Below are 25,302 nucleotides of genomic sequence, written 5' to 3' on the forward strand. Positions count from 1 at the left end.
CACGGCGTGCCCGACGTCCGACGCGAGGACCTCAGCGCCCCTGGCCCTCCCGAGAACGCGCCAGCTCACCGAGCGCCGCGGCCTGGGACCCGGTGAACGGCAGGTCGAACACGAGGAGCGCGTGCGCCGCACGGCCGACGAGGAGCGCGACGCGCTCGTCCTGGTCCGTGACCGCGCTCTCGGCGTCCGAGAGCGCGATGTCGAGCTCGGTCGCGGACCTGTCGATCCCGATGTTCAGGACGCCGGCGCGCACCTCGTCCCCGTCCTCCGCCTCGTCGTCCCACTCGGCCTGCGACAGCACGACGACCGCGACGAGCCCCAGCACGTCAGGTCGTTCGAGAGGGCTCCCGAGGGCCGCGTAGAGCCGCTTGCTCGCCTCGATGCCGGCTCCGGTCCACCCGTCGCGAGCCTCGACCGGCGCTCCCTGCTCCGCGGCGATCGACGACGCGTCGACGTCGATCCACCCGTACTCGGGGTCGAGGTGGAACATCTGCGCGGCGGAGTCGTCTGCGACGCTCGGCCATGCCTTCTGGCGCCGCGTGCTCAGGCTCACGAGCACGTCCTTCCAGACCATGCGGTGGAGCGGGTCCTTCCACCTCTCGACGTCCCACCGGTCGCTCAGGTACCCCTCGGGGTCAGGGGTCTCGTAGGGCGCGACCGCCGGAGACGAGTCGTACGACCGCAGGTACGAGGGGTCCGCCGCGACGCGCGCGACGGCCTCCGGGCCGGCGACGATCACGGCGTCGACCGTCCGCAGGAAGCGACGGCGCGCGAACGGACGGTCCGGTCCGGTGAACGGGATCTCGCCGGCGAAACGCGCCACGGCCTCGGTGTCGAGCAGGTCGTGGGCCCGCTCGAGCTGGTCCTTGGCCTTCGCGAGCAGCTTGGGGTCCATGGTCGCCGCGGCCCGGAGCCACGTCTCGGTGCTCGACGGCGTCACGCGCCCCCCGTACGGAGCCAGCACCGTCCACAGCTCGTCCCACGAGGACGGGTCGGACTTCTTCTTGCGGAACAGCGAACCGAACAGCGCCATCTAGGGGATCCTCACGTGAGCCGGGGTCGGCGAGAAGCGTAACCGGACCACGTCGGCGAGCGACGCCGTCGGGCGCCGGAAGGCGAGCACGCAGGGTGCGCCGCGGGGCCACGCGGCGCCCGGTGGCGCCTCCGGCCAGCGGAGTCGCTCGAGCGCTCAGGCGCTGACGACCTGGATGACCTCGGTGTCGTCGTGCCGGCGCGCGAGCGCCGAGACCACAGGGGGCTTGGGCACCGGGGGCTGCGCCTTGACGCCCGTGCTCTTGCTGCGGCGCGGGCGCGTCGGCACGGCGACGCCGAGCGACTTGAAGACCTTGCGCAGCTCGGCCTCGGTCCAGCCCGCGGCGAGCGCCTCGGAGAAGGTCGCGGCGTAGGCACGCTCGGCCGCGTCGAGCTGGGCGCGGGCAGCGGCGACCTGCTCGGCCCGCTCGGCGAGCGCGCGACCTGCGTCCATGCGCTGGGCGAGGAGGTCGCGCAGCTGCGACTCGTACGTGGTGGCGGTCTCGTCGGCGCTCATGGCACCAACCTACGGCCTGACCTGCACGGTCGCCAGGATCGCGAGGTGATCCGTGCCGGGGATCGCGACCGTACCCACGTCGTCGACCCGCATGCCCCGGTCGACGACCACGTGGTCCAGGTCGGCGAGCGGCGGGTAGCGCCGGTCGGCGGGCCACGACAGGCTCACGCCCTGCCCCGCGAGGCGGGTCGCGTCGGCGAAGCGTCCGCCCAGGAGGTCGCGGAACGCCGAGTGGTCGTAGGTCGCGTTGAAGTCTCCGAGCAGGATCTGCGGCATGGGGTCGCCGTGCGCCGCGTCGCGCAGCAGCGCGAGGTCGTCCGTCCACAGGTCGACGTCCCCGGGTGTGGGCGGGTGCGGGTGGACGGCCGTGACGCGCACCGAGGTCCCGTCCAGCCCGACGACGGCGCTCGGCTGGTGGAAACGGCTCGCCACGCCCTCACGCTCGTCGGTCAGCGGGGTCGCGCTCCACAGCCCGCTGCCCGCGGCCCCCTCGGTCGGGTGGATCGCGGTCCACGAGTACGGCAGCACGTCCTCGATCCCGGCGGCCACCAGGTCGGCCTCGAACTCCTCGCTCAGCTCGACCACGCTCAGCAGCTCGACCTGCTGCTCCCGGACGGCCTCGACCACCGCCCGCGCGTCGGCACGCCCGTAGAGGACGTTGGTCGCCATGACGCGCAGGGTCCCGTCCGCCCCGGGCGCGATGCCCGGCCCCGGCACGAAGAACGGCACGAGCCACACCGCGTGCGCGACGACGAGAACCCCCGCGATCGCGCTGAGCACCCACCGCCGCCGGCTCAACGAGAGCAGCAGCACCACGAGCGCCGCGAGGGCGACCCACGGCGTGAAGGACACGAGCTGCGCGAGGGGAGTGACGTCGTCGACCCCCAGGGCGCGCGCGAGCGTGAGCGCGCCCACCCCCGCGACGCACAGCGACAGCACGACCGTCCACACCACGCCGCCGACTCGCCGTGCCCGGGACGGCGGACGGCGCGTGCTGAGAGCGGGGGCGCTCACGGGGCGACCTGCACCGTGACCGCGAGCGCGCGGTGGTCGGAGCCGGGGACCGCGAGCGACGTGAGGTCGTCGACCCGCATGCCCTCGTCGACCACGACGTGGTCGAGGTCGAGGAACGTCGGGACCCGCTCCCCCACGGGCCACGACAGGTTCAGGCCGCGCCCGGCCGTGCGCGTCGCGTCGTGGAACCGGTCGCCCAGGACCGCACGGAACGACGCGTGGTCGTACGTCGAGTTGAAGTCGCCCAGCAGCACCTGCGGCAGTGGCTCGTCGTGGGCACGGCGGGCGAGGTCGGCCATCTCCTGGTGCCACACGCCCGTGATCTCGGGGAGCGGCGGGACCGGATGGACGGCGGTCACGCGCACGGGCGTGCCGTCCACGTCGACGGTGGCTGCGGGCATGGCGAACGTGCTCCACTCTGTCGTGTCGGGGTCGGTCAGCGCTGTCCTGCTCCACAGGCCGCTCCCGGGCGAACCGGTGCCCACCTTGGCGTCGAGGTGGTGCGGCAGGACCGCCGCGATCCCTGCGGCTTCGAGGCGATCGTGGAAGTCGGCCGTGAGCTCGACGACCGCAAGCACGTCGGCGTCCTGCTCGTGGACCATCTGCACGACCGCGGCAGCGTCCGCCTGCCCGAAGTACGCGTTGACCGTCAGGACCCGCAGCGTGCCCCGGGCGTCTGCCTCGATGCCGCGTGCGATGCCCTGCCCGGGTACGAAGAACGGCGCGACCCACGCGGCCTGCGCCGCGAGCGCGACCGCGCACAGGATCGCGAGCAGCCGGCGGCGCAGGGCCAGGGCCGTCGCGGCGACCAGGGGCGCGAGCGGGACGACCCACGGCGTGACGCCGACGACCTGCGCGAGGGGCGTGACGCCGTCGTACGGGACGGCGCGCACGAGCGTCATGGCCAGGACCAGCCCGCCCACGACCCACAGCACCAGCCCGACGGCGCGCCCACCGGGGCGGCGTCGGGCGCTGGGGGCGGTGGGGGCGGTCAGAGCGGCGGAGGTCGCCGTCGAGGCGGCGGCGGGTGAGGCGGCGGCCTCGGCGATGCTCGCGTCGCCAGCGGCACTCGTGTCCCCTGTCATGCAGCGACCCTATCGACCGGTTCGGGCTGTTCTGGGCTGGTCGGTCCGGGTGCAGCGCAGACTTGGTGCAGCGGGCGGGCTGATCCCGTGAAAGGCACCGTCGGTGGAACGAGATCGGGCTCGTCGTCGGCCGTGGGGATCCACGAGCGACGACGAGCCCGAGCAGGGGGCGAGGAGTCAGCGGAAGTGCTGCACGAGGTCCGAGGACGTCGCGTCACTCTCCTTCGCGGCGCACCCCATGGGCAAGCTGGAGCTCGGCATCCGCGGCAGCCGTCCCGCTCGCACCGTCGACGCCTGAGCCCGCCGTCGACCGGTCATCGTCCAGAGACTCGGTGCTACGGATCCACACCTCGTCCACGTAGTCGTCCTTGTAGATCGCGAGACGCACGAAGCCGATGAACGAGCGGACCGCGTCGCCGGCACGGAACCGGCTGGAACCCGCCTCGTGGGTGCGGCTCAGGACGACGGGAACCTCCACGACCGTGATGCCCTGCTGCTCGGCGGCCAGGACCAGCTCGGTCGTCCACATCAGCCCGGACTCGTGCGACAGCACCGCGAGCGAACGGCACCAGTCACCGTCGGCCCAGATGGTGCCCTGGCTGTCGCCGACCTTGGACTGCAGCAGCGCGCTGCGCAGGAACCTGAAGATGCGCGACTGGATCGCCCGCCTCCGCGACCTGGTCACCTGGGAGTCGGGATGAGCCTTGGAGCCGATCGCGACCACCACGTCCTGCGGCAGCTTGACGAACTCCTCGAAGTCCGAGAGCCCGAAGGGAAGGTCGTCCGCGGTCAGGAGCACTCGTTGCCCCTTCGACGCCAGGACACCGGTGCGCAGCGCCTCCCCGAGGCCGGGGCGGGAGTGCAGCACCACGAGCCGGCAGGGGTGAGACCACGAACGGGCGATGTCCTCGAGCGTCTCGGTCGTCTTGTCGGTCGACCCGTTCTCGACCACCAGGACCTCGTCGTGCTCGGTCAGGGTCGATCCCAACGTGTCGAGCGCACCACCGATGACGGCCGCGCCGTTTCGGGTCGGCACGACGACGCTGATTCCCCGTGAAGCACTCGGCACCTCGTCAGACCGCAGGCGTCCCGCGATACGACTCCGCTCGGAGGCCCGGACGTGAGAGGGCATCGAGGTGAGAGACCACGCGAGAGCCCCGATCGAGATCGCCACCAGCACGCTCAGTCCGGCGGCCAGCTCCGAGTAGTAGTAGAGCAGAGGCATGACCAGGACAGGGGGGACAAGACCGAGGAGCAGTGTCGGGATCGTGACCGCGACAGCCGAACCGAGCGTTCTCTTGATCTTGGAGCGGCGAGTCAGTGCCAGGAAGAGCGCGACCCCGATCAGGATGAGCATCGCACCGAAGTGCTTGATGACGAAGAGCAGCTTCGCCGCATAGATCTTGGCCACGGTGCCCGGGTGCGCCTTGACCTCGTCCAGATAGTAGGTCTTGAGGATCTGGTCGTACTCGACGCTCGCGATCGCAGCGTCAGGGTTGACCTCCCACGCCTTGTTCCACCCGAACTCGTCCGACCACTCGATCCCCAGCGGGGACGGTTCACCGGTGATCGGTTGCGGGAACGACAGGCCCAGGTAGAGCGGGTGCCACGTCCCGTGGCTGTTGGGCAGGTCGGACATGCTCTGACCGGTGGCCTCGCTCCTGGCCGAGTTGATCGACGACATGATGCCCGACTGGAGCCCGGCGGCCAGCACGACGGCCACCAGAGCCACTCCCAGGGCCCTCAGCCACTTGAGACGTCCGGAGAAGTGCAGCCACCACAGGACGCCGACGCCGAGCGCGATGCCGACCCCGGAGAGGGACCGAGACAGGTTGCCCGCGGCCGCGAGGACGACGAACCCGAGGCTCACCAGGACCAGCGCCCACGTACGGAACCGGAACGTGCAGGCAAGGACCAGCAACGTCAGCGAGAGGAAGGCCATCGAAGCGGCGATCCCGTACAGGGCGTAGACGCGCGTCGGGCTGGAAGCGTCAGAGAGCCCGTACTCGGTTCCCGCCAGGACCGTGCCGTTGTTGGTCAGCCACATCACGGCGGGGAGCAGGATGATGGCGTAGCCGGCACGCGCGCGCTTGAAGATCCTCGCGACTGCCGTCGGAAGCCACAGGAGGGGCAGCGCGACGAGGAACGCCTGAGCGAGCCCCAGGCCCGGGAACGGAGAGTCGGAGTGGGTCAGGTGCCCCATGAGGCTGGCGACGATGTAGCTGCCCGGGTCGTCGTCCCAGGCTGCCGACGCATACTCACCCGGTGAGTAGACCTGCGTGTAGCTCGACCCCGAGCCGGTGGCCTTGATCAGCAAGGTCCCGGTCTGCTGGTAGGCGGTGTAGATCGACTGCAGCTCGAGGGTTCGCGCCGAGTGCCAGACCAAGGGCGGCATGTTGATGACGATGAGGAAAGAAGTCGTGGCCAGGACGACGCCCACCAGAATGAGAATGATGCTTGTGGAGCGCGGCCACAAACGGTTTACTGATGGGGTTTTCGCGGACTGCACCATCGATCCTTCATTTCGCCCAGCTGGTCAAGGGAACACTACGGAGTTCCAGGGGTGCGAGGCTGCTGACGCTGACACGCCGACGAATTCTATCATGACGGTCAACATGGTTTGAGCCACGTATCTTCCCTCCGGCCTCGGGCCCTAGGACGTCTCGACGCGAGGCTCGGGAGACGACAAACTCGCCCGGCCGTCACGTGCTGCCTCTTTGCGCGACGGTCGGAGCTCGATCCATACCCCGACGATCGTCGAGGCCGTGGCTGCGACGATCGTGACGACGAGGATCTGCAGGATCGTGTCGTGGCGCCACAGGGTCACCACCAGGATCTGTGCCGCAAGGGCCGCCAACGGCACGAGCCCGACGATCTTCGCCCGGGTGGAGAAGCCCGCATAGAGCACGACCTGCATGACGGCGAAGATGCTGCCCTCCAGGGCGAACAACCAGGCCAGCGGAGCCAGTGCGGCGTACTTCGCGCCGGCCAGGATCCAGACCAGCGGCCCGCCGAGCAGGAAGCATGCGGCGGTCACGACCACGCCCATGCCTGCCGTCATGAGCAGCGCCATCAGGAAGGCGCGCCTCTTGTCCTCCGCAGCGCTCATCCGGGGAAAGTAGATGGTGATGATGGCGTACGGGAGGAAGAACGCGATCTTCGCGATCAAGGCGCCGACCGCGTATCCCCCGGACGAGTCCTCGTCGAGGAACACCCGCGCCAGGAGGACGTCGGAGTTGGCGAGGGCGAACAGCGCGACCAGGGCGGACGAGTTGTGCAGGAGCTCACGGACGAGCGGTCGACCGGTCCAGGCCAGGGAGAGCGGAAGCCTGCCGACGACCATGCTCAACGCGGAGCCGACGACACTTCCGACGAAGATGCCGAGAGACGCACTGGTCACCGTCGGCACGAAGAGCATCGCGACAATTCCGCCCGCGGCCCGGATCAGACCGATTCCTGAATATGCGATCCCAAATCCACGATGATCCTCGCGACCCTGGAGAATTCCCAGTGCGGTGAATCCGGGAATCGACGCGGCCATGGCCCCGAAGGTGAGAAGAACGGCAAGGGGCGGAACACCCAGCAAAGAAGCGAGCGGTTGGAAGAGCACGACACCGAGAACCGTCATCGTGATCGTCGCCCCCGAGGCGAGCCCAGCGGTCTCCGCGACAGCTCGTGCCTGGTCCATCGCCTTGAACACCATCTGCCGCGAACCCACGGCCTGTGCTGCCAAGGCGATGGTGCTGCCGATGATCGAGACGCTGAGCAGCGCGCCGAGCGCACCGTAGTCGGCGACCGAGAGTGCCCGCGCGCCGATCATCGACAAGAGGTAGGCGGCGCCGTTGGCCAGCATCGTCGCCACCCCGACGAGGAGCAGTCCTCTCGCGACCGGCTGACCTGGTTTTTCCACGCCGGAACTCTAGCAGCCCGGCCCGGCAGGGCCTCTGGCGAGTGCTTCGTCGTGCGGTCGAGCACGTGGGGCCCGACACATCGCGTCCGCGCCGACCCGCGCCCTAGGCTCGGCGGCATGTCGGACGAAGCACGTGACGCACTGCTCGATGCCCTCGTCATCTGGGCGTGGAAGGATTACGCGCAGGGGCAGGACGTCGTGGACGCGGCCTGCGAGGCGCTCGTGGCAGGACTCGACTCGCCGGCCCTGCGCGACCTCGCGGGCCTCTACCCGGACACCCCGAACGAGCTCCTCCGCCTGGTGGTCGAGGACGTCGTGGCCGAGCTGGGGCTCCACCTTCCGGTCGGCGACGACGCCCTGAACCTCTACGTCCTGAGGACCCAGGCCCGGAAGGTGCTCGACGGGCGCACGACGCCCCGCGAGCTCACGGAGTGGGCGTTCTCGAACCGCAGAGCTCACGACTCGGACGAGCACGAGCGATTCGTCGGCGCGCTGTGGGAGTACGAGGAGCTCGACGACATGAGAGAGCACTTCGGGAACGGGGTTCCCACCCACGCCGAGGAATCAGCGGCCCTCGACGCCCACCTCCGCCGCATGGCTCGAGCACTGCTGGAAGAGCCTGGCTGATCTGCGGCTCTCCCGGCCCGACGTCAGATCGGTCGTTCGCCCGGATCGGGGGCCGCCGCACCCGCCCGCCCTGCTGAGCCCCAGAGCGCGACCCTGCGAGGGGCAGCGGACGGCAGAAGGGTTCGCGTCGCGAGATGCGGCTAGTGGGGGTCGAAGACCGTCCAAGACCCCCGTTGGCCGCATCTCGCGAGACCTGCTGAGTCCCAGCGCACGTCGCCCCGGGGACCGGCGGGCGGCAGCGCAGAGCAACGAGTGCGCGCCGCCGGGTCGGGCCCGGCGGGAACGCGCGAGGGACGAGTGCGCGGACAGAAGACCGCGCACTCGCCCCTCGGGCCTGACGACTAGCCGAAGATCCCCGGCAGCGTCGCGCGGAAGACCTGGTCGGCCTCGCTCAGCGGGATCGTGAAGATGCCCTCGATCTCGAGCGACTCACCGGTCTCGGCGACCTCGGCCGGCTCGGTGCCGGTCACGCCGATCTTGAGGACGGGCACACCGCGGGCGACGCACGCGTCGACCAGCTTGGTCTCCTCGCTGCGCGGCACGGCGACGAGCGCGCGGGCCGTGGACTCGGAGAACAGCGCCTCGAACGGCGTGACGCCGTCGCGGGTCGCGAGGGCGTCGATCGACACCTTGGCGCCGGTCCCGAAGCGCAGCGACGCCTCGAACAGACCCTGGACCAGGCCGCCCTCGGAGAGGTCGTGCGCGGCGGAGACCAGGTGGTCGCGGCTCGCGTTGACGAGGACCTCGGCCAGGGCGCGCTCGGCCGCGAGGTCGAGCTGCGGGGGAAGGCCGCCGAGGTGCTGGTGGACGACGTCGGCCCATGCGGAGCCGTCGAGCTCGGCGCGGGTCGTGCCGAGGAGGTAGATGGCCTCTCCCGCCTCGCGCCAGCCGGACCCGGTGGCGTGCGCGACGTCGTCGAGCACGCCGAGGACGCCGACGACGGGCGTCGGGTGGATCGACGAGTCGATCTGCCCGGGCTCTCCCGTGCCGTTGTAGAGCGAGACGTTGCCGCCCGTGACGGGGACGCCGAGCGTCTGGCACGCGTCGGCCAGGCCCTCGATGGCCTCGACGAGCTGCCACATCGAGTCGGGGTCCTCGGGCGAGCCGAAGTTGAGGCAGTCGGTGATGGCGAGCGGGCGCGCGCCGGTCGTGGCGACGTTGCGGTACGCCTCGGCGAGCGCGAGCTGGGCTCCCGTGCGCGGGTCGAGCTTGGCGTAGCGGCCGTTGGCGTCGGTCGCGAGCGCGACCCCGAGGCCCGTGGTCTCGTCGACGCGGATCACGCCGCCGTCGTCGGGCTGGGCGAGGGCCGTGTTGCCCTGGACGAAGCGGTCGTACTGGTTGGTGACCCACTCCTTGGACGCGAGGTTGGGCGACCCGAGCAGGCGCAGCGCGGTCGCGCGGAGCTCGTCGGCCGTCTCGGGACGGGCTAGCGCGGCGGCAACCACGGTGTCCGCGTTGAGGCCGTCCATCCACGTGGGGCGCGCGTAGGGGCGGTGGTAGGTGGGTCCCTCGTGCGCCACGGACTTGGGGTCCACGTCCACGATGCGCTCGCCCTGGTGGTCGATCGTGAGGCGACCGGTGCCGGTGACCTCGCCGATGACCGAGGTCTCGACGTCCCACTTGCCCGTGATGGCGAGGAACTCGTCGAGCTTGTCGGGAGCGACGACGGCCATCATGCGCTCCTGCGACTCCGACATGAGGATCTCGCCCGCGTTGAGCGACGGGTCGCGCAGCAGGACCGAGTCGAGCTCGACGTGCATGCCGCCGTCACCGTTGGAGGCGAGCTCCGACGTGGCGCACGAGATGCCGGCCGCACCGAGGTCCTGGATGCCCTCGACGACGCGCGCCGCGTAGAGCTCGAGGCAGCACTCGATGAGGACCTTCTCCATGAAGGGGTCGCCGACCTGGACCGAGGGGCGCTTGGCGGGCACGCCGTCCTCGAACGTCTCGGACGCGAGGATCGAGGCGCCACCGATGCCGTCGCCGCCGGTGCGCGCACCGAACAGGACGACCTTGTTGCCCACGCCCGAGGCGTTCGCGAGGTGGATGTCCTCGTGGCGCAGCACGCCGATGCACAGTGCGTTGACGAGGGGGTTGCCCTGGTACGAGGAGTCGAAGACGAGCTCGCCGCCGATGTTCGGCAGGCCGAGCGAGTTGCCGTAGCCACCGACGCCCGACACGACGCCGTGCACGACGCGCGCCGTGTCCGGGTGGTCGACCGCGCCGAAGCGGAGCTGGTCCATGACGGCCACGGGGCGCGCGCCCATCGAGATGATGTCGCGGACGATCCCGCCGACGCCCGTCGCGGCGCCCTGGTAGGGCTCGACGAAGCTCGGGTGGTTGTGGGACTCGACCTTGAACGTCACGGCCCAGCCGTCACCGATGTCGACGACGCCCGCGTTCTCGCCGATACCGACGAGGAGGTGCTTCTTCATCTCGTCGGTCGTCTTCTTGCCGAACGTGCTCAGGTGCACCTTGGACGACTTGTAGGAGCAGTGCTCCGACCACATGACGGAGTACATCGCGAGCTCGGCAGCCGTGGGGCGTCGCCCGAGGATGTCGCGGATGCGCTGGTACTCGTCCGGCTTGAGGCCGAGCTCCGCGAAGGGCTGCGCCTCGTCGGGGGTGGCGGCTGCGCGCTCGACCGTGTCGAGGTGCGGCCGGTGCTCGGAGGTCGCTGCGGCGGCGGGCGTCGGGGCGTTGCTGGGGGCGGTCATCGAATCCCTCGGGGTGGCGTGCCAGCCGGCGCGTTTCGACGAGCGAGTCATCGGGGAGGCGACCGGCACGGGGCTGCACAGGTGCGGCCAGTTTACCGGGGGTTGGCCGCGGTGCGGTCGGGCGTCCACGAACGCGTCCGTGGGGGCACGGGCAGGCCCGTGGGCTGGGCGGATGCGCTCCCCTCGGGCGGTGGGGACCGGGTGCGCGCGGGGCCCGGTCCACCGGCGGGGATAGCCTCGCACGGTGACCTCGATCGTTCGCCGCACCCGTCCGCGCCTCGCCCTCGTCGGGGCCGCGCTGGTGGCCTGCCTGCTGGTCGGTTGCACCGGGCCCGACGGCGCCGCTCCCGTCCCCGGGTCGCCCGCGCCGTCCGCGGGGGTCCCCTCTGACGGGCCGCCGGGCGACTCGGATCTCGAGCCCGCTGCGCCGGCCGTGAGCGTGCGCGCGGTCACGGCCGACGGGATCGAGCTGCTGCTGTCGGTGCCGGTCGGGGCTGCGCCGGGCGGGGCTGCAGGGGCCCACGGGGCGGCCGGGGCGGGCGACGCTGCCGATCCGGCAGGGACCGACCCGGCGACGTCCGCACCCGTCGTGCCGGTCACCGTGACGCCCGACGAGGACGGGTCGAGCCGGGTCTCGTTCGGGCTCGCGGTCCCGGGGGCCGGAACCGGGGCCGCCTCCGACAGCGGCGCCGGCGGCGCCACGACCGGCACGACGGACGGCACGGCCGACGACTCGGCCGCCACCGCGACGCTCGACCTCGTCTCCCCTGCCGACGGGTCCCTGCTCCGCAACGGCGACGGCAGCATCAGCGTGCTCGACGCGGCGGGCACGCCGCTCGGCGGCCTGTCGGCGCCGGAGGCGACGGAACCGTCCGGATCCACTGTCCGCGCGGGAGTCGTGGTCGTGGCGCCGACCCGCGCGGAGGTGCGCGTGAAGGCGGTGGGCGCGACGCCGTCGGGCACGGTGGGAACCACCGCGAGCGCCCCGCCCGACGACGTGACCGTGACGACCTGGCTCGGCGCGCAGGGCGTGCGCAGCGCGACCTGGGGCAACCGCGAGGGCGGGCGCTCGCTCGCGGTGGACCCGACGCCGTGGGCGCGGCAGTCGGGCCTGGTGGGCGAGGAGACCGCGTGGGCGCAGCTCGTCGCGAGCGAGCCCGAGGCCGACTCGTCGACCATGCGCGACCAGTTCGACTGCCACGCACTGGGTGCGACCGACAAGAAGACGTGGAACCTCGAGCCGTGGCGGCCCGACGTCGGGTTCCTCGCGACGGCCGCGGCGCGCTGCAACCCGACCGACTGACTGCTGCCGAGCACGAGGTTGCGGTCGTTGTCCGGCGGATTCCGACCGCAACCTCGTGCTCGACCGACCGGAACCTCGTGCTCGGCGTCGAGGGCGCCCTAGCATCGGCGGGTGCCCTCAGACCTCCCGCCGCCCTCCGTCCTGCTCGACGCCGCCGCGACCTGGTCCACCTCGGTCGGGCACGGCGGGGCCGTCGAGCTCGTCGAGGAGTGGCTCTGGCCCCACGGCCAGTCCCGCGTGGCGCACGTGCGGACCGGGGCGGGCGACGTCGTCGTGAAGTGGGAGCGCTCGGCGCGCAACGTGGAGCGCGAGGCCGAGGCCCTGCGGCGGTACGTCCCCGTGCTGGGGGACGACGCCGGTCAGCTGCTCGCGGCCGACGTCGACGCGCACGTGCTGGTGATGACGCACGTGCCCGGGACGCTCGGGGCCGGTGCGGTGGCCCTCGACCCGGACGTCCACCGGCAGGCCGGGGCACTGCTCGCGCGGCTGCACGCGAGCGCCCCGGCCGTGCCGGACGAGGGCTACGGCGAGCGACTGCTCGCCGAGCTCGACGAGAAGATCTCCGCGCACGCCGGGCTCGTCGACGCGGCGGACCTGGTGCGGCTGCGCGCGGTCGCGGCGCCCGTGGCCCACGTGCGGTCCGTGCGGCTCGTGCCCACGCACCGCGACTACGGTCCGCGCAACTGGCTGGTCGATGCGCAGGGGCGGGTACGGGTGATCGACTTCGCGCACTGCGAGCCGTCGCCGTGGGCCGTGGACCTGCAGAAGCTCACGATGCGCGAGTGGCGGGGCCGCCCCGACCTGGAGGCGGCGTTCCTCGAGGGCTACGGGCGCGTGCCCGACGACGAGGATCGCCTCGTGCTGCGCGCGTACGTCGCGCTCTCGACGCTCGCGATCATCGCGTGGTCGATCGCGCACGACGACCCGGCGTTCGAGGCCGAGGCCAGGTCGGTGCTCGCGGGGCTCGTGGCCGGCTGAGGGGCCAGTCTTCGGTGCCGAGCACGAGGTTGCGGTCGTTGTCCGGCGGATTCCGACCGCAACCTCGTGCTCGACCGACCGGAACCTCGTGCTCGGCCGCTCAGTCGATCCCCAGCATCTCCCGCACCGGCCCGACGCCGTGCAGCGTCACCTCGGGTCGCAACGCCTCGCCGCGGGCCTCCCAGTCCGCCCGGTCGAGGCGGTACCGGACGTCGACCGCAGGCTTGCCCTCGCGGGCGAGCGTCGCCGTGCCGTTGGGGCGGTAGCCGAGCTTGCGCGTGACCCCGTTCGACGGGCCGTTGTCCTCCCACGCCGAGGTCGTGGCGGTCTGCGCCCCGAACCCCGTGAAGAGGAGCTCGAGGATCATGAGCCGCGCGAGCGTGCCGACGCCGGCCCCCTGGTGCCGCCGCCCCAACCACGAGCCGGACTCCGCCGTGCGTGTCACGGCGAAGTCCGACGCCGTGAGGGCCTGGACACCCAGCACCTCGCCGTCGCGGACCACGGCCAGCTCGATCGCCCAGGACGCGGGCGCGATCCGCGACGCCGCGCCCCACTGGTAGGCCAGGATGCTGCGGCCGACCTCGACCGCCGACCCGCGCGACCACGGGAACGCGAAGGGCATGAAGCCCTCGTCGTGGATGCCCTCGCCACCGATCGCCGCGAGCTGGAAGAGCAGGTCCTCGTCGAGGTGACGCAGCTCCAGGTCCCCCGAGACGACGCGCAGCCCGGCCGGAGGCCAGAGCTCGGTGCGCGACGGGGGCTCGGTGCGGCGCACGGTCTGGGCGGGGGCGTCGGTCGCGGGTTCGGCTGCGGGATCAGGTGCCATCGGTGCAGCCTGGCCGAGTGCACGGGGCGCGTCAACAGGATTCGTCGCCGGTCGCGGTGCCTTCGACGACGCACGAAGGGACCCGCGGGCCCGGCGCGACGGCTGGTGGTCGTCACGCCGGACCCACGGGTCCCTGGCTCCCTCGGCGGCGGTACCGCTCCGCCGGGCCCCGAGGTCGTTCGTGCGGTGCTGCCGTGCTGGTCGAGCACGAGGTTGCGTGCGGTCGAGCACGAGGTTGCGGCCACTATCGACCGGATAACGACCGCAACCTCGTGCTCGGCACGGACAGCCAGCCCCGCGTGCCGTCAGCGCCTCGCGATCTTCGACCCGCCCCGTGCCGCCGCCTTGGCCGCGGCCTTCTCGCGCGCCTTGATCGACTTCTCGCTCACGGGCTCGTCGCCGCTGGCCCGCAGCTGCCGGTAGTACTCGCGGGCCTCGTCCTGACGCACCTGCTCGGCTCCCGACGCGATCTTGGCGCGCAGGTGCTCGGGGCCGTAGCCCCAGGCGTCGACCAGGTCCTGGGCGTGGGGGCGCAGGCGTGCGACGAGGCGGTCGATGTAGCCCGTGACCGTGCGGGCACGCTGCGCGGACAGGCGCCCGTTGATCAGGTACCAGGCGAGGTTGCGCTCGATGACCGTGAGCCCGAACAGGTCGCGGACCCACGTGAGGACCTGGCGGGTGCCCGCGTCCTCGATGGTCTCGAGGGCCTGCGTGAACGCCTCCCAGTGCAGCAGGTCGGCGTGCGCCTTCGCCATCTCGATGAGCTCGTACTGGTGCTCGTTGAAGAGCTCGGCGGCCTTCTCCGGGGTGGCCTTCTGCGCGGGGCGCAGGGCGGTGGCGACGTCGGCGACCATGGTCTCGACGCGGTCTGTCAGCAGCTCGCGCTGGTTCCCGACGTCCTTGAGGTGCCCGGCGGCACGGCGCGGGTCGCCCACGTCCGCGATGGTCTGCGCGGCGCGCTTGAGCGGCGTGCGGTGCAGCGCGGCATCGGCGGCCTGCTCGACCACGAACCGGGCCATCTGCCCGGGCGAGATGTCCTTGAACTCCTTGCCGTAGTCGGCCAGGAGCCGCTTGGCGACGAGCTGGAGCAGCACGGTGTTGTCGCCCTCGAACGTCACGTACACGTCCATGTCTGCGCGCAGGCTCGTGATCCGGTTCTCGGTGAGGAACCCTGCGCCGCCGCAGGCCTCGCGCGCCTCCTGGAGGGTGTCGAGCGCGAACCACGTGCTCATCGGCTTGAGCGAGGCCGCCATGGTCTCGAGGTCCTCGCGCGACTCGGGCGTGTCGTTCTCGCCCGAGAACACCAGGTCGAACAGGTCGAGCAGGCGGTCGTGCGCGAAGTGCATCGCGTACGTCTGCGCGATGCGCGGGATCAGGCGACGCTGGTGCGTGCCGTAGTCGAGGATCACGACCTCGTCGACGGGCGAGGCCGCGTTGAACTGACGGCGCTGGTTGCCGTAGGTCACCGCGGTCGCGAGGCCCAGCTTCGACGCGGTGATCGCGGCGCCGTCGAGCGAGACGCGGCCCTGGACGAGCGAGCCGAGCATCGTGAAGAAGCGACGCCCGGGGCTGTCGATCGGCGAGGTGTACGTGCCGTCCTCGGCGACCTGTCCGTAGCGGGCCAGGAGGTTCTCGCGCGGGACCCGGACGTGCGTGAAGTGCAGGCGACCGTTGTCGATCCCGTTGAGCCCGCCCTTGAGCCCGTCGTCCTCCCCGCCGACGCCGGGCAGAAAGGCCCCCGCGCCGCCGTCGGGCGTGGTCTCACGGATGGGCGCGTAGAACGCGTGGACGCCGTGGTTGACGCCGTTCGTCACGAGCTGCGCGAAGATGACCGCCGCCGTGCCGTTGACCGCCGCGTTGCCGAGGTAGTCCTTCCAGGCCCCGCGGAACGGGGTGTGGACGACGAACTCCTGCGTCGCCGGGTCGAACGTCGCGGTCGTCGCGATCGAGGCGACGTCCGAGCCGTGGCCTGTCTCGGTCATGGCGAACGCACCGGGCACCGAGGCGTCCATCGCGGCCGGGAGCAGGCGGTCCTGCTGCTCGGGCGTGCCGAGGTGCAGGATCGCCGCGGCGAACAGGCCCCACTGGACGCCCGCCTTGATCTGGAGCGAGGGGTCCGCCGCGACGAGCTCCTCGAACCCGGCGAGGTTGCCGCCGGCGTCGTCCTGCCCGCCGAGGCGCGTCGGGAACCCGCGGTGCACCTGCCCGATCTCGACGAGCTGCTTGACCTGGTCCATGACGCGCTCGCGGTGCTCGGTGAGCGAGAGCCCCTCGATGCGCTGGAACCGCTCCTCGCCCGCGGTCGCGCGCGCCTTGGCGCGCAGGTCGGCCCAGCGGCCCAGGAGCTGGTGCGAGAGGTCGGCCACGTCGACACGGACCTCGCCCTCGGGCATCGGGGGTGTGACGCCTGCGGCGGGGATGGACGTGGAGGTCGCTGCGCCGTCGCCCCGCTGGGTGTCGCGGGCGGCGGTGCGGTCAGAGGTGGTGGTCATCGGGACTCCTGTGTGCCGGTGGTAGCCATGAGAAGGATCAGAGGTCGTCGGTGGAGGGGGCGGCCACGCCGTCCGGGGCGGCCACGCCGTCCGGGGCGTCGCCACGAGCGGCGGGTGCAGCGTCGCCCGCGGCGGCCGCGCCCCGACCACGGGCCATGACGCCCACGGGGCCGCCCCACAGCCAGGCTGCGACCCGCTCGGTGAGCTCGTCGCGGTCCGGGGTGTCGGGGTCGTCGTGGTGGCCGAGCCACCACTCGCCCGCGCCGCGCACGAACCCGACGGCGCCCGCGGCCCAGGCCGCGGCGTCGGCGGGCGTGACGTCGGCCGCGCGCGTGAAGGGCTGGGCGACCAGCTCGGTCACCGAGTCGAGGAACGCCGCGAGGGGCGCGGAGGCCGTGCGCGCGGTGCCGTCGGTGCCGGCGATCGCGCCCGTGCGGGTCACGAAGTAGTAGACGTTGGGCGAGCTCGCGATCATCTCGAGGTAGACGCCGACCATGGCGCGCAGCGCCCGGCGCGGCGTCTCGGCGGACTCCGCGGCCTGCGTCAGGGCGTCGTGCATCTGCCCGACGACCGAGGCCCCGATCGCGATCTGCAGGCCGGTCTTGTCCTCGAAGTAGCGGTAGATGATCGACTTGGACGTGCCCGAGGCCGCCGCGATCTCGTCCATGGACACCCCGGGGCCGCCCTTGTGGACGGCCTTGCGCGCCGCGTGCACGAGCTCGGCGCGGCGGATCGCCCGGTGGTCGTCCCACCGGGTCGAGCGTCCGTCCACGACGGGAGCGGGAGCAGGTGCGGGGGTGCGGCCAGGGGCACGGTGGAGCACGGCGGTCCGCGGTCGCCCGGTCCTGCCGTTCGTGTCGCCGTTGATCACACAGTCCTCCAGAGGTGCCCGACGTCGGTGTCGTCCCTGGTCGTCCGTCCGTCGGTCCGCGAGTGGTCCTCACGACGGCGTCCTACCCTGGCGGGAACGCCGGGCACAGGGAGTGAAGGGTGTGACCCGCCTCACGATACCGAGAGTATCAGGTACTGTGGGTCTTGGACACCGCGTGGATCGCGCCCGCGGTCCGAGACCCTCAGCAACGAAGCGAGAGAGAGCAGCCGAAGTGGCCATCCGGAAGACGCAGCAGCCCACCCCCACACCCAGCTCCGCCCAGCAGCCCCCGGCCCTCCGCGACGCCTACGTCCTGGGCGGCAACCGCATCCCGTTCGCGCGTGCCGGCGGGAAGTACACGGGAGCCAGCAACCAGGACATGTTCACGGCCGCCCTCGAGGGGCTCGTGGCCCGCTACGGCCTCCAGGGCGAGCGCCTGGGCGAGGTCGTCGGCGGCGCGGTGCTCAAGCACTCGCGCGACTTCAACCTGGTCCGCGAGTCGGTCCTGGGCTCGTCGCTCTCGCCGCAGACCCCCGCGTTCGACCTCCAGCAGGCGTGCGCCACGGGCCTCGAGGCCGTCGTGACGGTGTCCAACAAGATCCGCCTCGGGCAGATCGAGTCGGGCATCGCGGGCGGCTCCGACACGGTGTCCGACGCCCCCATCGCCGTCAGCGAGGGGCTGCGCAAGGCGCTGCTCAAGGCCAGCCACGCCAAGACCCTGGGCGCGCGCCTCAAGGCGTTCGCCTCGGTGCGCCCCGGCGACCTGGCGCCGTCGACCCCCAGCACGGGCGAGCCCCGCACGGGCCTGTCGATGGGCGAGCACCAGGCGATCACGACCGCCGCGTGGGGCATCACGCGCGAGGCGCAGGACGAGGTCGCCCTGAACAGCCACCTGCACCTCGCCGCCGCGTGGCAGGCCGGGTTCTTCGACGACCTCGTGACCCCGTTCCGCGGCCTCACGCAGGACCAGAACATGCGCGCCGACTCGTCGGCCGAGAAGCTCGCGTCCCTCAAGCCCGTGTTCGGCAAGCACCTCACTCCGAGCGCGCCCACGCACGGGGCCGCGGCGGGCGGAGACGCCGGACCCGCTCAGCCGGTGGGCCCCACCATGACCGCCGGCAACTCGACCCCTCTGACCGACGGCGCCTCGGTCGTCCTGCTCGGCTCGCGCGAGTGGGCCGCAGAGCACGACCTGCCCGTCCTGGCCCGCGTGGTCGACGCCGAGTCCGCGGCCGTCGACTACGTGCACGGCCACGAGGGCCTGCTCATGGCCCCTGCCCACGCGGTCCCCCGCCTGCTCGCCCGCAACGGCCTCACGCTCGAGGACTTCGACGTCTACGAGATCCACGAGGCCTTCGCCTCGACGGTCCTGACCACGCTCGCCGCGTGGGAGGACGACGACTACTGCCGCACCGAGCTCGGCCTCGACGGCGCCCTGGGCTCGATCGACCGCTCGCGGCTCAACGTCAACGGCTCGTCGCTCGCCGCGGGGCACCCGTTCGCCGCGACGGGCGGGCGCATCGTCGCCACGGCCGCGAAGCTCGTCGCGCAGAAGGCTGCGGAGACGGGCCGCCCGGCACGGGCGCTCATCTCGATCTGCGCGGCCGGAGGCCTGGGCCTCGCCGCGATCCTCGAGAGCGCCGACGACCTGTCCACCACGCCCGCGCAGAGCACCGAGAGCTGAGGGACCCCGCCATGACCGACAAGTACCTGTCCGCGGTGAACTCCGGCTTCACCAAGACGCTCGCCACGAAGCTCGGCCTGCCCCGGCCCGCGGTCCTGCGCCGCTACCGCGCGGGCGACCCGCTCGTCCCGGGCCCCGTGCTCGTGATCGGCGAGCCCGGCTCGGCCGCCGACACGACCGCGGTCGCCCAGGCCCTGCTCGGCTGGGACCTCGACGTGCGGCAGAACGCGAACGGCGCCGAGACCCGCTGGGGCGCGATCGTCGTCGTCCTGACGGGCGCGACGAGCCCCGCCGACTTCTCGGCCCCCGTCCTCGAGCTGGGCGCGAACCTGCGTCAGCTCGCGCCCGGAGGCCGCGTCGTGACCGTCTCGCGCGCGCCGTCCGACGACGACACGCCCCTGCTCGCGGCGACCCGCCAGGGCGTCGACGGGTTCCTGCGCTCGCTCGCCAAGGAGCTGCGCGCAGGTTCCACGGCGAACGGCATCCAGCTCACCGAGGACGCCGCCCCCGACAGCACGTCGGCCCTGGCCACGCTGCGCTTCTTCCTCTCGGCGAGGTCGGCGTTCGTCGACGGCCAGCTGCTCCACGTGGGTCCGGCCCCGACCGGGGCGACGCCCGACTGGGACCGACCCCTCGCGGGCCGCGTCGCGGTCGTGACGGGCGCGGCCCGCGGGATCGGGGCCGCGATCGCCCGGACCCTGGCCCGCGACGGCGCGACGGTCGTCGTGGTCGACGTCCCCGCGGCCGGCGAGTCGCTCGCCAAGGTCGCCAACGAGATCAAGGGCACGGCACTCCAGCTCGACGTCACGGCCGAGGACGCAGGCGCCCGCATCCTCGAGCACGCACGGACCCGCCACGGCGGCCTGCACGTCCTGGTCCACAACGCCGGGATCCTGCGCGACAAGCTCCTCGCCAACATGTCCCCCGACAAGTGGGACGCCGTGATCGCGGTCAACCTGCTCTCGCAGCTGCGGATCAACGAGTACCTGCTGGGCGCGAACGGCTTCTCCGAGGCCCCGCACATCGTCTCGCTCGCCTCGACGAGCGGCATCGCGGGCAACCGCGGGCAGACGAACTACGGTGCCTCCAAGGCCGGGGTCATCGGGCACACGCGCGCGACGGCCCGCCTCCTGGCCCCGCTCGGCGGCTCGGCCAACGCGGTAGCGCCCGGGTTCATCGAGACCGACATGACGGCCTCGATCCCGCTCGTCCAGCGCGAGATGGCCCGTCGCGTCTCCTCGCTCCAGCAGGGTGGCCTGCCCGTCGACGTCGCGGAGGCCATCGCCTTCCTCGCCTCCCCCGCGGCGGGCGGCGTCAACGGTCAGGTGCTGCGCGTGTGCGGCCAGAGCCTGGTGGGCGCGTGACGGCCGCCGCGCAGGGGGCCCCGGAGCGCCGCAACCCGCGTCTCGTCACGCTGCCCTCGTTGCCGGGGCTCGGCGGTCTGTACGCGAAGGGCGTGGCGTCGTCGGGCCGGATCGCCGTGACGCGCTCCCCCGTGGGGCGCGTCCTGCCCGGGCCGCGGGACGTCGTCCTGCCCGACGTCGTCTACCGCGTCGCCGACGTCCCGACCGCGGGCGTGACCGAGCACCTGACCGAGTACCAGCGCCTGATCGGCGAGCGCGTGTGCGACACGCTGCCCGCGGGGTACCTGCACGTGCTCGCGTTCCCGCTCGCGACCGCGCTCATGGTGCGCGGCGACTTCCCGCTGCCGCTGCTGGGGCTCGTGCACGTGTCGAACGCGGTCTCGGTGCACCGTCCCGTGCGCGTCGGCGACGTGCTCGAGGTCCGCGCGACGGCCGAGGACCTGCGCGCGCACCGGCGCGGGGTCCAGGTGGACCTCGTGACCGAGGTCAGCACTGGCGGCGAGCTCGCGTACCGCGGCGTCTCGACGTACCTGGCCAAGGGGTTCGGCCTGCCGTCAGAGGAGGAGGCGCCCCCTCAGCGGACCGAGGAGGCGTCGCGCGAGGAGTTCGTGCCGCCGGTCCCGACGGCACGCTGGGAGCTCGGCAGCGGGATCGGGCGCGCGTACGGCGCGATCTCGGGCGACCGCAACCCCATCCACACCTCGGTCCTGGGCGCCAAGGCGTTCGGGTTCCCGCGGACCATCGCGCACGGCATGTACACGGCTGCACGCGCGCTGGCCGAGGTCGGCGCGGCACGCGGTGACGCCTACGACTGGACGGTCGAGTTCGCCGCGCCCGTCCTGGTCCCGGGCACGGTCCAGGTCGCCATCACCCGGGCGCCCGACGACGACGCTCACCCGGGCGGGTTCACGTACGTGGGCTGGAACGGGAAGAGCGGCAGGCGGCACCTCAGCGGGACGGTCACGCCGCGCTGAGCGCTGCTCCCGCCGCTCGCCGAGAAGTGAGCAGATGCCCCTGATCGGGTCAGATCAGGGGCATCTGCTCACGTCTCGGCAGGAGCGTTCACCCCGCGGTCCGCCGGATGCTGCGCCGCCACCGACGTTCGAACACCACGTCCTCGCCGTCGCGCGCCACGACCTCGTCGTCGGTGTGGAAGAACTCGGCGTCGCACGAGATCTCCGAGCGCGTCACGACGCTCGCGTCCCACGCGAGGTCGGACGGCGTGGCACCGGGTCGACGCAGCCGCACGCTCCAGTCGGAACGCGTGCGTGCGCTCAGCGGGTCGCGCCCGATCCAGTAGCGCTCGAGCGCGTCCTCGGTGAACTCGAGGCCGTCGGGGTAGATGCGCGTCCCGCCGTACCTCGGGTCCACCTCCAGGAGCCACTCGTCGGCCGCGACGTCGCGCACGACGCGTCGCTCGGGCCGCTGGTCCGCGTCCTCCGGGTAGACGACGCCGAGCGGGGGCGCCTGCTCCGGCTCCTCGAAGGTGACGACCGGGTGCCCGCCGGGAGCTGCGCCGTCGTGCAGCGGGAGCTCGAGCGAGCTGCCCGCGGGCGCGACCGCGAGCGCAGCTCCGCCCGGCTGCGGCCACACCCACGGCCAGTACGCCGAGGAGAGCGCGAGCCGGAGCCGGTGCCCGGGAGCGAGCGCGTACCCCACCCCGCTGAGCTCGAACGTCACGTCGTGCGTCGCGCCGGGCTCCCAGGGGACGACGCGGTCGCGCCCCTCGCGGGCCGACAGGTTGAGCACGCCACGGGTCACGAGCGTCGAGGAGCCGTCGGGGCCCACGTCGCACAGCCGTGCCACGACCTGCCCCTTGTCGCCCGCGCACGACAGGCGCAGGCGGACCCGTGCACGACCCAGGATCTCGAGCCGCTGGGTGAGCGGCGGCGAGTCGAAGCACACGGACCGCCCGTCCTCCTCGCGCTGGTCGGGCGGCAGGTCCGCGTCGTTCCCGAACGGGAAGAAGCGGCCCGCGTCGATCCCGGTGTGCTGGGGAGAGGCCACGAGGCACGACGGCGGCACGACCGCCGGGGCGGCCGGCCCACCGCTCGCAGGGCCCGGGCGGGCGGGAAGGTGCGTGACGAGCGGGGCGGTCGTGCGCAGCACGGTGGCGACCGCTGCGTCGTCGACGTCGTCGGTGCCGCCAGGCGCTCCCGCGAACGGGAGGACCGTCGGCCGGACGTGCGGGGACGGCCACCGCTCCTCCCCGACCCAGCGCCCGGGCAGCTCGTCGTAGACCGTGGCGGGAGGCACTGACTCGGTGACCCATGCGCGCAGCGCCGGCTCGTCGAGGGCGCCCGTGTCCTCGTCCTTGAGGAACTGGTCCCACCAGCGCAGGGTCTCCTGGAGGAAGCCGATCGAGGGACCCGGCGGCAGGCCGCGGTCGGGGTACTGGTGCGACCAGGGACCGACGATGCCGCGGACCGGGCCACCCAGGGCGCGGTCGCCGTCGGCCGTCGCGTCGCCCGCGGCCACGAGCCGCAGGACCGTGTCGCGGTAGGGGTCGTTCCACCCGCCGACCGCGAGCACCGCGGCCTTGATCGCCGAGTAGTCCTCGATCACGCTGCCGTGGCGCCAGTAGTCGTCGCGCGTCTGGTGGTCGAGCCAGGTGTGGACGAACGGCTCGGTGCGCTCGAGGCGGTCGAGCCACTGCTCCTTCCACCGGTCGCCCACGACGGCCGGGTCCGGGGGCCGGGAGCAGAACGCGAGCATGGTCGCGGCCCACGCGTGCATGTCGACCGCGAGGACCGATCCGCCCGTGTAGTGCACGTCGTTGTCGTACCGGTCGTCGGTCGAGCACACCGTGACGATCGCCGCGAGCGCCTCGGGCGCGAGGGCCGCGACCTGCAGGGCGTTGAACCCTCCCCACGAGATGCCGAACATCCCGACCTTGCCGCTGCACCACTCCTGCGCGGCGAGCCACTCGACGACCGCGACGCCGTCGGCGAGCTCGGTCGGGGAGTACTCGTCGTCCTGGTGGCCGTCCGAGTTCCCGCTGCCGCGGATGTCGACGCGCACCGACGCGTACCCGTGGCCCGCGTAGTACGGGTGGCGCTGCGCGTCGCGCGGTGCGGTCCAGTCGGACAGCCGGTAGGGCAGGTACTCCAGGATCGCGGGGACGGGCGTGGGGTCGACCGGTCGCCAGACGCGCGCGGCGAGGCGCGTCCCGTCGGCGAGGGGTATCCAGTGGTCCTCGACCGTGGTCTCGAACGGGAGCTCGGTCACGTACCGCATGGTCATTCCTCCGGTGCTGGGTGGTGCGGGTGGTGCAGTCGTTCGGGTGCTGCCGGTGGCGCGCACCGGTCAGTGGACGGGGTGCATGGTTCGTCTCATCCAGGGCGAGAGGACCAGGACGACGACCGCGACGAGCACCGCGACCGCGCCGTTGAGCGTGAAGTAGAGGCCGTCGGGGATCTCGCCGTAGAACCGGACGGTCTGCGCCTGGATGCCGTTCGCGAGCGCGATCGACAGGAACCACACGGCCATCGACTGGCTCGAGAACGCCGCGGGGGCGAGCTTGGTCGTCGCGGACAAGCCCGTCGTCTGGAGCAGCACGTCACCGAGCCCCAGCAGCAGGAGCGAGGCCAGGAGCCACCACACGGCGATCTTCCAGTCGCCGCTCTGCCCCGTCACGGCGGGCACGAGGACCAGGTAGGACAGGCCGCCGAGCAGCGCGCCGATCGCGATCTTCTTGGACGCGTGCGGCTGCCGGGGCCCGAGCCAGGTCCACAGCGCCGCGACCACGGGCGCGACGAGCACCTCGACGCCGCCCAGGAACGAGCTGAACCAGGCCGCGGGGGCCTGCCACCCGAAGATCGTGCGCTCGACGTGCTGGTCGGCCAGCAGGATCAGGACGCTGTACGCCTGGAACAGCACGAAGTTGAACGCGACCGACGCGAACCACAGCACGAGGAACGGCCGGAGCCGGCCGCGTTCCTCGCCCGTCACGCGGGGGCTGCGGAACATGACGGTGAAGTAGACGATCGGGGCGGCCATGGCGACCACGGTCAGCGCGTCGACGACGCCCGCGATGCTGAGGCGTCCCACGAGCGCGAGCCCGACGGCGAGGATCACCACCCCGGCCGCGACCCCTCCCAGGATCCACAGGGTCCGGCGCATCACGGCCGGAGGCAGGGGCGCCTCGGGGCCGCGCCCGTGGCCCGGGATGTGCCTGCGTCCCACGACGTACTGGACCACTCCCGCGGTCATGCCGATCGCGGCGGCAGAGAACCCCCAGTGCCAGCCGACGTCGGCGCCGAGCCACCCCGTGACGAGAGGACCGAAGAACGCCCCGACGTTGATGCCCATGTAGTAGAGCGCGAACCCCGCGTCCCGGCGCTCGTCGGTGGTCGAGTAGAGCTTGCCCACGAGGGTCGACACGTTGGGCTTGAGCAGCCCCGTACCCAGGCTGATGAGGACCAGGCCGAGCCACGTCGAGAGCTCGGCGGGGATCGCCATGGTGTAGTGCCCGCACGCGATGAGGATCCCGCCCCACAGGACCGCGCGGTACGAGCCCAGGACCCGGTCCGCGATCCACCCGCCCCCGACCGAGACCAGGTAGACCATGGTCCCGTAGCCGGCCGCGATCGAGGCGGCCTGCCCGGCCTCCATACCGAGCCCGTCGTCCGCGACGGTCGCGGTGAAGAACAGCACGAGGATGGCCTGCATCCCGAGGAACGAGAACCGCTCCCAGACCTCGAGGCCGAACAGGGTCGACAGGCCTCGCGGGTGCCCGAAGAAGGCTCTGTCGTCCGGGTCGACCGCGGGTCCTGCCGGTCGTGCGTCCTCGGTCGTCAACAGCCCTCCAGCGGTCGGTGCGCCCTCCGCAGGCTCGCGGAGGCATCCTTCCAACCTAGGCAGGTTCGTCGCCCGAGGCCAC

The 25,302-nt window shown here is 72.5% G+C and carries 18 protein-coding genes; 6 read left to right on the forward strand and 12 right to left on the reverse strand.

All coding sequences use genetic code 11. The features are described 5' to 3' along the window. Nucleotides 1–31: 31 nt before the first annotated feature. The 6 genes from OERS_RS13015 to OERS_RS13045 all read right to left on the reverse strand — a co-directional run bounded on the left by OERS_RS13015 (nucleotide 32) and on the right by OERS_RS13045 (nucleotide 7,510). Nucleotides 32–1,033, reverse strand: coding sequence for a hypothetical protein (locus tag OERS_RS13015; protein WP_068626085.1), 1,002 nt, complete (start codon nucleotides 1,031–1,033; stop codon nucleotides 32–34). Nucleotides 1,034–1,189: 156 nt separating this feature from the next. Then, nucleotides 1,190–1,549, reverse strand: coding sequence for a hypothetical protein (locus OERS_RS13020; RefSeq protein ID WP_068626086.1), 360 nt, complete (start codon nucleotides 1,547–1,549; stop codon nucleotides 1,190–1,192). 9 nt (nucleotides 1,550–1,558) lie between these two features. Beyond that, nucleotides 1,559–2,563: an endonuclease/exonuclease/phosphatase family protein gene (locus OERS_RS13025; protein ID WP_139107828.1), complete on the reverse strand. Its 1,005-nt coding sequence runs from the start codon at nucleotides 2,561–2,563 to the stop codon at nucleotides 1,559–1,561. Beyond that, the gene (locus OERS_RS13030; protein ID WP_068626088.1) at nucleotides 2,560–3,648 is read right to left on the reverse strand and encodes an endonuclease/exonuclease/phosphatase family protein; all 1,089 of its coding nucleotides are present in this window, start codon (nucleotides 3,646–3,648) and stop codon (nucleotides 2,560–2,562) included. The genes OERS_RS13025 and OERS_RS13030 overlap by 4 nt, the downstream gene beginning before the upstream one ends. A 214-nt stretch (nucleotides 3,649–3,862) precedes the next feature. Next, nucleotides 3,863–6,088 (reverse strand): glycosyltransferase, encoded by a 2,226-nt coding sequence (locus OERS_RS13035; RefSeq protein ID WP_169834225.1) that lies wholly within the window; start codon nucleotides 6,086–6,088, stop codon nucleotides 3,863–3,865. 213 nt (nucleotides 6,089–6,301) lie between these two features. Next, nucleotides 6,302–7,510 (reverse strand): MATE family efflux transporter, encoded by a 1,209-nt coding sequence (locus OERS_RS13045; protein ID WP_068626091.1) that lies wholly within the window; start codon nucleotides 7,508–7,510, stop codon nucleotides 6,302–6,304. A gap of 165 nt (nucleotides 7,511–7,675) precedes the next feature. On the opposite strand from OERS_RS13045, the gene OERS_RS13050 reads away from it, so the two are divergent. Continuing rightward, the gene (locus OERS_RS13050) at nucleotides 7,676–8,185 is read left to right on the forward strand and encodes a hypothetical protein (protein WP_068626092.1); all 510 of its coding nucleotides are present in this window, start codon (nucleotides 7,676–7,678) and stop codon (nucleotides 8,183–8,185) included. 341 nt (nucleotides 8,186–8,526) lie between these two features. Here OERS_RS13050 and purL read toward each other — a convergent pair whose 3' ends face one another. Beyond that, entirely contained in the window at nucleotides 8,527–10,902 is a 2,376-nt protein-coding gene (purL, locus tag OERS_RS13055; RefSeq protein WP_068626093.1) for a phosphoribosylformylglycinamidine synthase subunit PurL, read from the reverse strand. A gap of 244 nt (nucleotides 10,903–11,146) precedes the next feature. Here purL and OERS_RS21770 point away from each other — a divergent pair, with 244 nt between their 5' ends. After that, a complete protein-coding gene (locus OERS_RS21770; RefSeq protein WP_068626094.1) occupies nucleotides 11,147–12,205 on the forward strand; it encodes a DUF2599 domain-containing protein in 1,059 nt (352 codons plus the stop codon). A gap of 111 nt (nucleotides 12,206–12,316) precedes the next feature. Further along, a complete protein-coding gene (locus OERS_RS13065) occupies nucleotides 12,317–13,183 on the forward strand; it encodes an aminoglycoside phosphotransferase family protein (RefSeq protein ID WP_068626095.1) in 867 nt (288 codons plus the stop codon). A 100-nt stretch (nucleotides 13,184–13,283) separates the two neighbouring features. On the opposite strand, the gene OERS_RS13070 is transcribed toward OERS_RS13065, so the two are convergent. The 3 genes from OERS_RS13070 to OERS_RS13080 form a co-directional block, all read right to left on the reverse strand. Beyond that, the gene (locus OERS_RS13070) at nucleotides 13,284–14,009 is read right to left on the reverse strand and encodes a GNAT family N-acetyltransferase (RefSeq protein ID WP_083201444.1); all 726 of its coding nucleotides are present in this window, start codon (nucleotides 14,007–14,009) and stop codon (nucleotides 13,284–13,286) included. A gap of 305 nt (nucleotides 14,010–14,314) precedes the next feature. Further along, a complete protein-coding gene (locus tag OERS_RS13075; protein WP_068626096.1) occupies nucleotides 14,315–16,501 on the reverse strand; it encodes an acyl-CoA dehydrogenase family protein in 2,187 nt (728 codons plus the stop codon). 37 nt (nucleotides 16,502–16,538) lie between these two features. Next, nucleotides 16,539–17,372, reverse strand: coding sequence for a TetR/AcrR family transcriptional regulator (locus tag OERS_RS13080; protein WP_409365927.1), 834 nt, complete (start codon nucleotides 17,370–17,372; stop codon nucleotides 16,539–16,541). Nucleotides 17,373–17,604: 232 nt separating this feature from the next. Here OERS_RS13080 and OERS_RS13085 point away from each other — a divergent pair, with 232 nt between their 5' ends. Genes OERS_RS13085 through OERS_RS13095 form a run of 3 tightly spaced genes read left to right on the forward strand, consistent with a single transcriptional unit; the run spans nucleotide 17,605 to nucleotide 21,394 of the window. After that, nucleotides 17,605–19,056, forward strand: a complete 1,452-nt coding sequence (locus OERS_RS13085; RefSeq protein WP_082609001.1) for an acetyl-CoA C-acetyltransferase — start codon at nucleotides 17,605–17,607, stop codon at nucleotides 19,054–19,056. Nucleotides 19,057–19,067: 11 nt separating this feature from the next. Next, nucleotides 19,068–20,420, forward strand: coding sequence for a 3-oxoacyl-ACP reductase (locus OERS_RS13090; RefSeq protein WP_068626097.1), 1,353 nt, complete (start codon nucleotides 19,068–19,070; stop codon nucleotides 20,418–20,420). Further along, the gene (locus OERS_RS13095) at nucleotides 20,417–21,394 is read left to right on the forward strand and encodes a MaoC/PaaZ C-terminal domain-containing protein (RefSeq protein WP_068626098.1); all 978 of its coding nucleotides are present in this window, start codon (nucleotides 20,417–20,419) and stop codon (nucleotides 21,392–21,394) included. The genes OERS_RS13090 and OERS_RS13095 overlap by 4 nt, the downstream gene beginning before the upstream one ends. Before the next feature lie 88 nt (nucleotides 21,395–21,482). Here OERS_RS13095 and OERS_RS20710 read toward each other — a convergent pair whose 3' ends face one another. Next, nucleotides 21,483–23,657: a CocE/NonD family hydrolase gene (locus OERS_RS20710; protein ID WP_139107829.1), complete on the reverse strand. Its 2,175-nt coding sequence runs from the start codon at nucleotides 23,655–23,657 to the stop codon at nucleotides 21,483–21,485. Nucleotides 23,658–23,726: 69 nt separating this feature from the next. Further along, complete coding sequence (locus OERS_RS13105) at nucleotides 23,727–25,220, reverse strand: peptide MFS transporter (RefSeq protein ID WP_211268481.1); 1,494 nt, start codon at nucleotides 25,218–25,220, stop codon at nucleotides 23,727–23,729. Nucleotides 25,221–25,302: the final 82 nt, after the last annotated feature.

The organism is Oerskovia enterophila (genome assembly GCF_001692445.1).
In the GTDB taxonomy this organism is placed as follows: Bacteria; Actinomycetota; Actinomycetes; order Actinomycetales; family Cellulomonadaceae; genus Oerskovia; species Oerskovia enterophila.